This window comes from Pseudomonas savastanoi, assembly GCF_020917325.1.
In the GTDB taxonomy this organism is placed as follows: Bacteria; Pseudomonadota; Gammaproteobacteria; order Pseudomonadales; family Pseudomonadaceae; genus Aquipseudomonas; species Aquipseudomonas amygdali.
Genome location: NZ_CP076652.1, coordinates 22841 through 35074, shown reverse-complemented (window position 1 = coordinate 35074; position 12234 = coordinate 22841). Strand labels below are relative to the sequence as shown.

The following is a 12234-nucleotide window of genomic DNA, read 5'->3' as shown; positions in this document are numbered from 1 at the left end:
TTGAGTGAAGCTGAGGAAGCACCATGAAACTGCCAAACCGTTTTATCACCGGGCTGGGTATCTTGATGATCAGCGCCAGCCCGCTACTGCAAGCGGCGCCGCCTGACCAGCGCGGTGATGGCCCGGACGACAATCGTGGCGTTCAACAGCCGGGGCCGCAGAACAATAGCGGGCATAACGAGCGTGGCAATGACCGTGGACCGGGCAACGATAACGGCAGGGGTCCAGACAAGGGCCCGGCCAGTCAGCCAGGCAGACAGGCCCATCAGGACAACCGTGGCGGCAACCGCCCGCCGCAGGATTTCGGCCCGGTACGCGAGACCTTCCAGCAGCACCGCGACGTCATCGGCCGAGGCCAGCCGCTGCCACCTGGTGTACACATCGCCAAAGGCCGTCCGTTGCCACCTGGTTACGGTAAACGCCTGGACAGCCGCTCGCTGCAATACCTGCCACATTATGACGGCTACGAATGGCGACGCCTGGGCACCGACGTCGTACTGATCGCCGTGGGTTCGGGGATTGTGTATGCGATTCTGGATGGTGTGTTGAATTGATGGTCTGCTGACGCCCTTGAATGCGCGGTGACACACAGACTTGTGACGCGGAGCGTCACGAACGGCATTCCCACGCTGGAGCGTGAGGAACGATAATCTCGACTATCGTGCGACGCTCCGCGTCGCATGCCGTTCTGGACGCTCCGCGTCCGATCTTGAGGGCCCAGCGCAGAAACCAGCCCGCCTCAACCCTGCTGCTGATTAACCCGCGCCAAAAACGTCATCAACGCACCTGACACAAAATCCGGGTTTTCCAGATTGGCGATATGACCCGCCTCAGGCACCAGCACGTAAGGGCAGCCAATCAGGCTGGCCATCTCACGGGTTTCTTCAGGCGGGCGCGGGATATCCGCATCGCCACACATCACCAGCGTGGTGTCGGCATTCAGTTGCTCTATCAGCCCAAGCCGGTCATCGCGACCAAAGATCATCCGCCCCAGAGGCACTACAGTCTGGCGCAACTGCTCTGCCTTCATACCCGCCAACGCCGAGCGGAACGCCTGATACACCGGCGATTGCGGGTCAATGCCTGGCCGGAAGAAGATCGGCACTACGATATCCAGCAGCGGCTCAGGAAAGGCACCGGCCTCTTCCAGCTTGTCGAGCAACGAGAAATAGTAGGCTTTCTTGGCTTCCGACTCTTTGCCCAGGTAAGTGTCCATCAGCACCAGCCCGCTGATGCGTTCTGGCGCCAGCAGCGCAGCAATCGCCCCCCACATGCCGCCCACCGACAACCCGACGATGCTGCAACGCTCGATATTCAAATGATCCAGCAGCGCCAGCGCATGACGGGCCAGATCATCGAGATTGCGGGTGCCTTCCGGAAAACCGCTGGAATCCCCATGCCCCCAAAGGTCCGGCACAATCACCCGATACCGGCTGGCCAGCGTGTCGATCTGCGCACGCCACATCGCCTTGTCCCAAAGGTAACTGTGACCGAGCAAGACAACCGGCCCGGTGCCTTGGTCAGCGTAGTGAAGGGTCTTACCGTCGATGAGTAGATCCGGCATTTCTGATGATCCTCTGTCTGGTCTTTCAGCATTCATTTCAGGCAGCCCGTGAAAGGCGGCTTATCGATGTTGACGCGTATGCATGACCATTTTGTTGAAATTTGCGCTGCAACGGACCGAGTGGTCATTTTTCAGCGGAGCTATCTTACACCGATCTTTTCGACGAGGAATGCGCTTGTAATTGCTGAAGGAAAACGGCCGAGAAGCTGGCTATCAGCCACTTAGAGCGCCCAGATTCAAAGGCCGAACCGCGCCCATCCAGATGGCATGGTCGGTATGGTCGCGCAGCTCATCGCCCGTCAACGGATGCAGAAACACCACCAGCCCATCGCGATTCAACGCGAGCCATAAAGTAACGTCAGCCAACTGCTCATGCCCGAACGCCAACTGACAACTCCAGTCCGGATGCGGCCCAACCAGCTTTTGGTGAACGCGGCCCATCTGCAGCGCAAATTTCTCGGTCGCGGCTTCGCACAGGGCTCGGGCCTGGTTCAGGGTTTGGGCGTTGAAATAGATATGGGCGTGGTAGCCGTGGGTGTCTTGCATGTATGAGTCCTTCCTGACCAAAAAATGAACGCCTGCTTACACCGCAATCGACGGCAACGGCCTGCCCGCCAGCGAAACCCCGCTCAACGCCTGCTCACTCGCCAGCCAGTCCATGAACTGCTGGACGATTTGCACTCGCCGTTTGCGCTGGGGCAAAACCACGTAATAGCCTTGTCCGGAAATGGCGGCTCCGGCGATGGGGCGGCAGAGCAGGCCTTGGTCGAGGAGGTCGTCGACCAGGTGTTTCCAGCCGATGGCGACGCCTTGTCCGCCAATCGCGGCCTGGATGAGCAGGGTGTAGTTGTCGAAACGCAGCTGGCCGGGCGTAGGGGCCTGGGGGATGTCGAGGGCGCGGAATACGCCTGCCCAGTCGAACCAGTTGTTGCTGCTTTCGCCGCGCAGGTGCAAGAGCGGAAAGTCGCGCAATGCTTCGTTGGGCAGCGGCGTCTGGCGACCCGCGATCAGTTGCGGGCTGCACACTGGAAAGACTTCTTCGCTGAACAGCCAATGGCTTTCGCCTTGCTTGAAGCGCCCGTCGCCGAACAGTACGGCAACGTCGATATCTGCGCGTAACATGCTGTGGGTACGCTCGCTGGTGACCAGGCTGACATCCACGTCCGGGTTGACCTTGTGGAAACGGTGCAGGCGCGGCATCAGCCAGTAGGCGGCGAAGGCGAAGTCGGTCGCCACTTGAAGCACTTCGTGCTGGTGCTGTTCGGTGATCGCTATCAGCCCGCTGTCGATCGATTGCAGGCCAGCCTGCACATGACTGAACAATATTTCGCCGGCTTCGGTAAGCTCGATACCGCGATAGATCCGGTCAAACAGGCGGGTGGCCAGCTGTTCTTCAAGGCGCTTGATCTGCTGGCTGACGGCAGGCTGGGTAGTGCCCAGTTCGATAGCCGCCGCAGTGAAGCTGCGCAAGCGAGCCGCGACTTCAAAGGCACGCAGCAGGTCGAGGGACATATCGCCAAAAGCTTCAAACATAAGCGGTGCTTATCCTAGGCATTGCTGCGCATGGGCTTTACCATCAAACACGAGGACTTCATCCTCGTACCCAGCACTTTCGCATAACTTTTCACAATGGGATGCAGCGATTACATGAAGCGCAAAAATATTCTGTTCATCATGGCCGATCAAATGGCCGCGCCAATGTTGCCGTTTTACGCCCGGTCTCCAATCCTGATGCCGAATCTGAGCCGCCTTGCTGCCGACGGCGTGGTGTTCGATTCAGCGTATTGCAACAGCCCTCTGTGCGCGCCATCGCGTTTCACACTGGTCAGCGGTCAGCTGCCAAGCAAGATCGGCGCGTACGACAACGCAGCCGACTTCCCGGCTGATATTCCGACCTACGCTCACTATCTGCGTGCGCTGGGCTACAAGACCGCTCTGGCAGGCAAGATGCATTTCTGTGGACCGGATCAACTGCACGGTTACGAAGAGCGCCTGACCAGTGACATTTACCCGGCCGACTATGGCTGGTCGGTCAACTGGGACGAGCCTGATGTGCGTCCGAGCTGGTACCACAACATGTCTTCGGTGTTGCAGGCCGGTCCGTGCATTCGAACCAACCAGCTGGATTTCGACGAAGAAGTGCTGTTCAAGTCCCAGCAGTATCTGTACGACTACGTACGCCAGGACGGCAACGCGCCTTTCTGCCTGACCGTTTCCATGACTCACCCTCACGACCCGTACACCATCCCCATGCCGTTCTGGGACCTGTACAGCAACGACGAAATCCCGATGCCCACGCCGCATGCCAATCAGGCCGCGCTGGACCCGCATTCGCAACGGCTGCTCAAGGTCTATGACCTGTGGGACAAGCCAATGCCGACCAACAAGATTCGTGATGCGCGCCGCGCCTACTTCGGCGCGTGCAGCTATATCGATCTGAACGTCGGTAAGCTGATGCAGACGCTGGATGAAGTCGGGCTGGCGGAAGACACCATCGTGGTGTTCTCCGGCGATCATGGTGACATGCTGGGCGAGAAGGGCCTCTGGTACAAAATGCACTGGTTCGAAATGGCCGCCCGCGTGCCGTTGGTGGTGTACTCGCCGGGCCAGTTCAAGCCAGGGCGGGTCAGTGCGTCGGTGTCGACTGCCGACTTGCTGCCGACCTTTGTCGAAATGGCCAACGGCAAGCTGGACGCCGGGTTGCCACTGGACGGACGCTCGCTGATGCCGCACCTGAAACGCAAGGGTGGGCACGATGAGGTGTTCGGCGAGTACATGGCCGAAGGCACGACCAGCCCGTTGATGATGATCCGTCGCGGCGCTTACAAATTCATCTATTCGGAGCAGGACCCGTGCCTGCTCTTCGATGTGAAGAAGGACCCGAAAGAGCAGAAGGATCTGAGCCAGTCACCCGCCCATGAAAAGCTGTTCAATGACTTCCTGGCCGAAGCTCGGGCCAAGTGGGATATACCGGCGATACACCAACAGGTGCTCGCCAGCCAGCGCAGAAGGCGCTTCGTCGCCAAATCGCTGGCAACCGGCAAGCTGAAGAGTTGGGATCACCAGCCACTGGTCGACGCCAGTCAGCAGTACATGCGCAACCACATTGATCTGGACGATCTGGAGCGTAAGGCACGTTTTCCGCAACCTTGACCCTGCCCACACCAAAAAAAATCAAAAGGGGTACATCAATGAAGAAGTTATCCACAGCCGTTGCGGTCGCGGTCATGACATTCGGCAGCCTTGCGGCGCAGGCAGAGGACGCTAGTTGCAGCACCGTGAAAATGGCCGATCCGGGCTGGAGTGACATTGGGGCCACCAATGCTATCGCCAGCGTGGTGCTTGAAGGTCTGGGCTACAAGGCCAAGGTCGACACCCTCGCGGTGCCGATTGCCTACGGCGGTTTGAAGGACGGCAAGCTGGATGTTTTTCTGGGCAACTGGATGCCGGCGCAGCAGGGCTTTTACGACAAGTTCGTGGCGACCGGCGATGTAACGCAATTGGCCAAGAACCTCGAAGGCACCGAGTTCACCCTGGCCGTGCCGGACTATGTGTGGGACGCCGGCGTGCATGATTTTGCCGACCTGAACAAATTCGCTGACAAGTTCGACCAGAAGATCTACGGCATTGGCTCTGGCGCACCTGCCAATCTGTCGCTGCAGGAGATCATCAAGAAGAACGAATTCGATCTGGGCAAATGGAAGCTGGTCGAGTCGAGCGAGACGGCGATGCTCGCCGAGGTCAATCGCAACGTAAAGCGCAAGGCGTTTGTGGTCTTCCTCGGCTGGACCCCGCATCCGATGAACGTGCAGATCAAAGGCATGCATTACCTCAAGGGCGGCGAGAAATACTTTGGCGATACCGGTTCGGTCTTCACCCTGACCCGCAAGGGTTATGCGCAAGCCTGTCCGAACGTCGGCAAGCTGCTGACCAATCTGAGCTTCACCCTGGACATGGAAAACAGCATCATGGCCGAAGTGGCGAACAGCAAGGTCAGCAACAGCGCAGCGGCAAAGGCCTGGATCAAGGCCAATCCGGCGGTGCTGGACAAGTGGCTGGAGGGCGTGAGGACGTTTGATGGCAAGGATGGGCTGGCGGCGGTGAAAGCCAGGTTGTAGGCGTAAGGTCTTGAGCACGCGGCGTGGCGCAAATCTGTGACGCGGAGCGTCACCCAAGGCGTTCCCACGCTGGAGTGAGGAACGATAGGTGTCCGACTATCGTGCCCATGCTCCGCGTGGGTATGCCGTTCTGGACGCTCTGCGTCCTCTACGTTCAATTCACTCGAGGGACCGATGCGCTGGCTAAATCGCCATAAAATTCTACCGTTTCTAGCCTGGCTGCCGCAGCAGAGCCGCGCCAGTGTCGGGCGTGATGCGCTGGTGGGCCTGAGCGGTGCCATTCTGGCCCTGCCGCAGTCCATCGCTTACGCACTGATCGCCGGGCTGCCTCCGGAGTACGGTCTGTACGCCGCGATTGTTCCTGTTCTGATCGCCTGCCTGTGGGGCTCGTCCTGGCACCTCATCTGTGGGCCGACTGCGGCTATTTCCATCGTGCTGTATGCCAGTGTCAGTCCGCTCGCCGTGCCGGCCAGTCAGGACTACATCATGTTGATCCTGTTGCTGACGTTCATCGCCGGTATATTCCAGCTATTGCTGGGAATGATGCGCTTCGGCGCGCTGGTGAATTTTGTTTCGCACTCGGTGGTGCTCGGTTTCACACTGGGCGCTGCAATAGTCATTGCACTCGGGCAGATGCCCAATCTGCTGGGCATTGATCTGCCGAGTCAGACTACCGCCCTTAGAAGCCTGACCGCCGTTTTAGAGCATCGTGGAGAGGTCGATCTACCTTCACTGACACTGGGCCTGTTGACCCTGGCGCTGGGCATCGGGCTCAAACTCCTGGTGCCTCGCTGGCCAACCTTATTGATTGCATTGGTATCGAGCAGCCTGTTGGTGTGGCTGTGGCCGGCGATGTTCGGCCATGTCCGTGTGGTCAGCGCCTTCGTCGGCCATCTGCCGCCCTTCAGCCCGTTGCCGCTGGATCTCGAACTGATCCTCAAACTGCTGCCGACGGCAGTGGCGGTGGGCATGCTCGGGCTGGTCAACAGCCTGTCGATTGCCCGCTCGCTGTCGGCACGTTCGCAGCAGATGCTTAACGCCAATCAGGAAGTCCGTGCACAAGGTCTATCGAATATGGTCGGCTCGCTGTTTTCCGGCTATCTGTCAGCGGGCTCGTTCACCCGTGCGGCGCTGAGTTACGAGGCAGGTGCGCGCTCGCCGTTGGCCGGGGTATTTTCCGCGCTATGGGTGGCGTTGTTCGCGGTCGCCGGAGGCTCGTTGATCTCGCACATTCCGATCCCGGCCATGGCCGCCTCAATTCTGCTGATCTGTTGGGGGCTAGTGGATCGCCGTGGCATTCGTGCGCTGTTCCGCGTCAGCCGCGCCGAGTTTTTCGTGATGGCGCTGACCTGTCTGGCCACTCTGCTGCTGGAGCTGCAAACCGCGATTTATGCCGGTGTGCTGGCCTCGCTGTTCTTCTACCTCAAACGCACCTCACAACCGCGCGTGCAGCAATGGCGCGAAGGCGACGAGGACGTGCTTCGGGTCGGCGGCTCGATCTTTTTCGGTGCCAGCCACTACCTGCAAACCCGCCTGCAACGCACTGAAGGGCTGCGTGTGGTGATCGATGCGCAGCAGATCAACTTCATCGATTACTCAGGCGTGGAAATGCTTCATCAGGAAGCCAGGCGCTTGGGACGACAAGGGCGATTACTGATCCTGCGCAATGCCAGGCCGCAAGTGATCGAGGAATTGCACAAGCTGGAAGGGCCGCAGAACTGCCCGATTCTGTTTGAGGATTGAGCCATAACTCATCGTCCCGATGCTCTGCGTCGCAAGAGGACGCGGAGCGTCCAGAACGGCATGCCAACGCGGAGCATTGGCACGATAGTCTCTCAGTCAACCAGCCGCCAGCAGCCTGCGCAACTCGGCCAGTACCGGAGTCGAGTCCGGGCGCACGCCGCGCCATAGCAGGAAAGCTTCTGCCGCCTGCTCCACCAGCATACCCAAGCCATCAACCGACTGTGCCGCACCCTGTTCAGTGGCCCAGCGGCAAAAAGCAGTAGGCTCTTTGCTGTACATCATGTCGTAGCAGAAGGTCGCACCGGGCTGGATAAGGCTCGGGGAAATTGGTGGCAGCTCTCCGGCCAGACTGGCAGAGGTGGCATTGATGATCACGTCTACCGGTTCTTCAAGCCAGTCGAAGCTGCTGGCAAACACAGGGCCAAGATCCGCAAATTCCTGCGCCAGTCGTTCGGCTTTTTCAACGGTGCGATTGGCAATCACCAACACTGCTGGTTGCTCCGCCAGCAAGGGTTCAAGCGCGCCACGAACCGCGCCACCCGCGCCCAGCAACAGAACCCGCCGACCACGCAGGCTGCGCCCGCAGTTGACTGTCAGGTCGCGCACCAGCCCGGCACCGTCGGTGTTGTCACCCAGTAGCGTACCGTCATCGAGCTTGCTCAAGGTGTTCACCGCTCCCGCACGCTGCCCACGCTCGGTCAGGCTGTCGGCCAGGCGATAGGCTTCTTCCTTGAACGGCACAGTCACGTTGGCACCACGTCCGGTCTGGAAAAACGCTTGGGCAAACGCGGTGAAATCATCCAGCGGTGCCAGCGACGTCTGGTAATCCAGCGCCTGCCCGGTTTGCTCGGCGAACAGGCGATGAATCAGCGGCGACTTGCTGTGACCGATGGGGTTACCAAAGACGACATACCGGTCCATCAGTTGTCCGCCAGCCAGTCGCGATCAGTCAGGAAGTAATCGGTCAGGCGCGCTTCTTCGCTGCCCGGCGCGGCTTTCCAGTCATAACCCCAGCGTACTTGCGGCGGCAGCGACATGAGGATTGATTCGGTACGGCCACCCGATTGCAGACCGAACAGCGTGCCGCGGTCGTACACCAGGTTGAACTCGACGTAGCGCCCCCGACGGAATTCCTGAAATTCGCGCTGCTGCACGGTATAGGCCGCAGCCTTGCGACGCCGCACGATCGGCAGATACGCATTAATGAACGCATCACCGATGGCGCGGATGAAGGCGAAGCTGGTGTCGAAATCCCACTGGTTCACGTCATCGAAAAACAGACCACCGATACCGCGTGGCTCATCACGATGCTTGAGGTGGAAGTAACTGTCGCACCACGCCTTGTAGCGCGGGTAGACATCATCGCCGAAGGGCGCACAGGCGCGTTCGGCCACCCGGTGCCAGTGCACGCAGTCTTCCTCGACGCCGTAGTAGGGCGTCAGGTCGAAACCGCCACCAAACCACCAGACGGGCTCCTCGCCTTCTTTCTCGGCAATGAAGAACCGCACGTTGGCGTGGGACGTCGGCACATGCGGGTTGTGCGGGTGAATCACCAACGACACGCCCAGCGCCTCGAAACCACGCCCGGCCAGTTCAGGCCGATGGGCGCTGGCCGACGGAGGCAGGTTGCTGCCGAAAACATGAGAAAAATTCACACCACCTTTCTCGATGACCGCGCCATTCTCGATCACCCGCGTGCGACCACCGCCGCCCGCCGGACGCGTCCAGGCATCTTCCACAAAGTGTGCGTTGCCATCTTCCTGCTCGAGCGCGGTGCAGATCCGGTCTTGCAGGTCGAGCAGGTAGGCTTTTACGGCCTCGGTACGGGTACTCATGAGGATCCCTTACGGCTGACGTCAAACGGCTGAGCCCCCGCAGCAAAAGAGGCGCAGGCAAATTGGCGCGTAGCATACCATCGGCAGCGCGGGCTGGCAGTTGACGAAGGCCGGGGGAAGGAGTCCGATAGGTGCTTTCGGAACTTGTTTTAACCATCAAGGAGAGAGCACATGGCAAAGCGTATCCAGTTCAGCACTGTCGGAGGACCCGAGGTTCTTGAATATGTCGATTTCGAGCCAGAGGCTCCGGGGCCGCAGGCGGTGGTTGTGCGCAACAAGGCCATTGGCCTGAATTTCATTGATACCTATTACCGTAGCGGACTGTATCCAGCGCCCGAGTTGCCTTCAGGGCTCGGTGCTGAAGGGGCGGGTGTGGTCGAGGCGGTGGGCGATGAGGTGACGCGCTTCAAGGTCGGTGATCGTGTTGCCTACGGCACCGGGCCTTTGGGCGCGTACAGCGAGTTGCATGTGCTGCCTGAGGCGAATCTGGTGAAGCTGGCGGACTCGGTCAGTTTCGAGCAGGCCGCTGCGTTGATGCTCAAGGGCCTGACCGTGCAATACCTGTTGCGCCAGACCTATCAGGTGAAGCCGGGCGAGATCATTCTGTTTCATGCGGCGGCGGGTGGTGTCGGCTCGTTGGCCTGTCAGTGGGCCAAGGCATTGGGCGCGAAACTGATCGGCACGGTCAGTTCACCGGAGAAGGCCGCTCACGCCAAGGCGCTGGGTGCCTGGGAAACCATCGACTACAGCCACGAAGACGTCGCCAAACGTGTGCTGGAACTCACCGACGGCAAGAAGTGCCCGGTGGTCTACGATGGCGTGGGGCAGGACACTTGGCTGACCTCGCTCGACAGCGTGGCACCACGCGGGCTGGTGGTGAGCTTCGGCAATGCGTCAGGGCCGGTCTCAGGCGTGAATCTGGGGATTCTGGCGCAAAAGGGCTCGGTGTATGTCACCCGCCCGACACTGGGCACCTACGCGAACAATGCGCAGAACCTGCAGGCCATGGCTGACGAGCTGTTCGACATGCTCGCCAGCGGCAAACTCAAGGTCGACAACATTCAGCAGTACGCGTTGAAGGACGCCGCCAAGGCGCAAACCGAGCTGTCCGCTCGGCGCACCACTGGCTCGACCATTCTGATTCCCTGAGCCAGCGTCAGCCAGCGCGCATGACCTGGCCGGTCGCGATATCACGGATCACGCTGGGGTTTCGGCGGCCGCCCAGGCTGCCGCCCAGCACACCGTCGATCTGACCCCGGAAGTACTGCTCGACGCGCAGCCGCGAACGGGCAGCCGGACGACCTGCCGGGTTGGCCGATGTGGAAATCAACGGGCCGACCAACGCGCACAGTTCGCGCACCGTAGGGTGGTCGGTGACGCGCAGCGCCACGGTTTCATGAATGCCGGTGATCCACTCGGGCAGCAGGTTCTGATGCGGCACCAGCCAGGTATTGGGCCCCGGCCAGGTGCTGGCCATTCGGTCGAGCCACAATTCGGGGAAGTCTTCGAACAGAAAGTCGAACTGGCGAATGTTGTCGGCGATCAGGATCAGGCCTTTTTCCACTGGCCGTGACTTGATCGCCAGCAAACGATAAACCGCTTCTTCATCCCATGGATCACACCCCAGGCCCCAGACTGCCTCGGTCGGGTAAGCAATCACCGCACCGGCTCGAATATTCTGAGCGGCTTGTTGCACACGCCAACTGCTGACCATTGTTTGTCTCTCCGCTAAATCCTGACGGCAGTTTAACCTCAGGGCGCTCTGGCGAACCATCGTCCCGCTTCACAGCTTATTCTGCCGTCCAGTTCCAGCTCGGTCAGGGCCGCCAGTACCTTGGGCAACGGCCAGCCGCTGGAGACCGATAACCCCTCGCTGGTATGCGGCGCAGCGTGCAGCAGCGCCAGAAGCGGATGGTCGCACGGTACCGGTTTGGCAGGTGTCTCGGGCGCTGCAGCGGGCGCAACGCTCTTCCAGTGCTGCAAGCCTTCAAGAATGTGCTCAACGGTCTCGACCAGCGTTGCGCCGTCGCGTATCAACTGGTGGCAGCCCTTGGCACCCGGGTGGTGAATCGAACCCGGTATCGCATACACCTCTCGCCCATGCTCAGCGGCCAGTCGCGCGGTAATCAACGAGCCGCTGGCAACACTGGCCTCGACCACCAGCACGCCGAGCGACAGGCCGCTGATGATTCGGTTGCGCCGCGGGAAGTTGCTGGGCTGTGGTTCAGCGTCCAGCGGGAACTCGGAAATCACCGCGCCACCTTGCGCCGCCATCTGCGCGGCAAGCGCACGATGCTGCTGTGGATAAAGTTTTTCAAGCCCGGTGCCCAGTACGCCAATTGTATGCCCACCGACATCCAGTGCGCCCTGATGCGCGGCCCCGTCAATGCCGCGCGCCAGACCGCTGGTGATCACAAAACCGGCACCCGCCAGGCTGCGCGCAAAAGCTCTGGCGGTCTCCAGCCCGGGTCTGGAAGCGCGACGACTGCCGACCATTCCCAACTGCGGACGCTCAAGGATAGAAGGGTCGCCGGCAATGAAGATCAGCGGCGGAGGGTCGGCGATCTCGGCCAGCAGCGCGGGGTAGCAAGGGTCGTCCCACATCAGCAAATGCTGGGCCGGACGCTCCAGCCAGGCCAATGCAGCACTGGCACCGTCCCTGACGGAAGGGGCTCGACGCGCCTCGGCGCAGGCACCTGGAATACCCAGCGCACGCCACGCACTGGCCGGTGCGCTCAGCGCAGACGACGCAGAACCGAAGGCTTCGATCAGCCTGGAAAAGCGTTTCGGTCCTATCTCGGGCAAGCGATGCATGCGCAGACGGGCTTCCAGCTCTGCTGGCGAAGAGAGGGCATTTTCGAACAGTGGCATAAGATCGTCCCTGATCCATTGTGCATCTCAGATGATGCACAAACCTGTGGATAACTCTGTTGACAACAATTTGATAAGTGTCTGGCTCGTCACACAAATCCGT

12 protein-coding genes are annotated in these 12234 nt (G+C 60.4%); 5 read left to right on the top strand and 7 right to left on the bottom strand.

Annotated features, from left to right (window positions below; all coding sequences use genetic code 11):
* Nucleotides 1–23: 23 nt before the first annotated feature.
* Complete coding sequence (locus tag KP808_RS00150; protein ID WP_057403665.1) at nt 24–554, top strand: anti-virulence regulator CigR family protein; 531 nt, start codon at nt 24–26, stop codon at nt 552–554.
* 185 nt (nt 555–739) lie between these two features.
* Here the strand turns inward: KP808_RS00150 and KP808_RS00145 are convergent, their stop codons facing one another.
* The 3 genes from KP808_RS00145 to KP808_RS00135 all read right to left on the bottom strand — a co-directional run bounded on the left by KP808_RS00145 (nt 740) and on the right by KP808_RS00135 (nt 3097).
* On the bottom strand, nt 740–1564 hold the full coding sequence (locus KP808_RS00145) for an alpha/beta fold hydrolase (protein ID WP_230017224.1): 825 nt from the start codon (nt 1562–1564) through the stop codon (nt 740–742).
* Nucleotides 1565–1777: 213 nt separating this feature from the next.
* On the bottom strand, nt 1778–2110 hold the full coding sequence (locus KP808_RS00140) for a DOPA 4,5-dioxygenase family protein (RefSeq protein ID WP_230017223.1): 333 nt from the start codon (nt 2108–2110) through the stop codon (nt 1778–1780).
* 36 nt (nt 2111–2146) lie between these two features.
* A complete protein-coding gene (locus KP808_RS00135) occupies nt 2147–3097 on the bottom strand; it encodes a choline sulfate utilization transcriptional regulator (protein WP_058402467.1) in 951 nt (316 codons plus the stop codon).
* 114 nt (nt 3098–3211) lie between these two features.
* Between KP808_RS00135 and betC the strand changes: the two genes are divergently transcribed.
* The 3 genes from betC (at nt 3212) to KP808_RS00120 (ending at nt 7425) form a co-directional block, all read left to right on the top strand.
* Nucleotides 3212–4717 carry a choline-sulfatase gene (gene betC / locus KP808_RS00130; RefSeq protein WP_058402468.1) on the top strand — a complete coding sequence of 502 codons (1506 nt, stop codon included), beginning with the start codon at nt 3212–3214 and terminating at the stop codon, nt 4715–4717.
* Between the two features lie 38 nt (nt 4718–4755).
* Nucleotides 4756–5682, top strand: coding sequence for a choline ABC transporter substrate-binding protein (locus KP808_RS00125; RefSeq protein ID WP_230017222.1), 927 nt, complete (start codon nt 4756–4758; stop codon nt 5680–5682).
* Between the two features lie 174 nt (nt 5683–5856).
* On the top strand, nt 5857–7425 hold the full coding sequence (locus KP808_RS00120) for a SulP family inorganic anion transporter (protein WP_230017221.1): 1569 nt from the start codon (nt 5857–5859) through the stop codon (nt 7423–7425).
* Between the two features lie 96 nt (nt 7426–7521).
* On the opposite strand, the gene aroE is transcribed toward KP808_RS00120, so the two are convergent.
* Nucleotides 7522–8346: a shikimate dehydrogenase gene (gene aroE / locus KP808_RS00115; RefSeq protein ID WP_230017220.1), complete on the bottom strand. Its 825-nt coding sequence runs from the start codon at nt 8344–8346 to the stop codon at nt 7522–7524.
* On the bottom strand, nt 8346–9260 hold the full coding sequence (gene hemF, locus KP808_RS00110) for an oxygen-dependent coproporphyrinogen oxidase (protein ID WP_054985572.1): 915 nt from the start codon (nt 9258–9260) through the stop codon (nt 8346–8348). Before hemF ends, aroE begins: the two co-directional genes overlap by 1 nt.
* 171 nt (nt 9261–9431) lie before the next feature.
* On the opposite strand from hemF, the gene KP808_RS00105 reads away from it, so the two are divergent.
* Nucleotides 9432–10409, top strand: coding sequence for a quinone oxidoreductase family protein (locus KP808_RS00105; protein WP_058407688.1), 978 nt, complete (start codon nt 9432–9434; stop codon nt 10407–10409).
* A 7-nt stretch (nt 10410–10416) separates the two neighbouring features.
* On the opposite strand, the gene KP808_RS00100 is transcribed toward KP808_RS00105, so the two are convergent.
* Both KP808_RS00100 and dprA read right to left on the bottom strand, forming a co-directional pair.
* Nucleotides 10417–10974 carry an L-threonylcarbamoyladenylate synthase gene (locus KP808_RS00100; protein WP_003379455.1) on the bottom strand — a complete coding sequence of 186 codons (558 nt, stop codon included), beginning with the start codon at nt 10972–10974 and terminating at the stop codon, nt 10417–10419.
* 38 nt (nt 10975–11012) lie between these two features.
* Nucleotides 11013–12131: a DNA-processing protein DprA gene (dprA, locus tag KP808_RS00095; protein WP_230017219.1), complete on the bottom strand. Its 1119-nt coding sequence runs from the start codon at nt 12129–12131 to the stop codon at nt 11013–11015.
* Nucleotides 12132–12234: the final 103 nt, after the last annotated feature.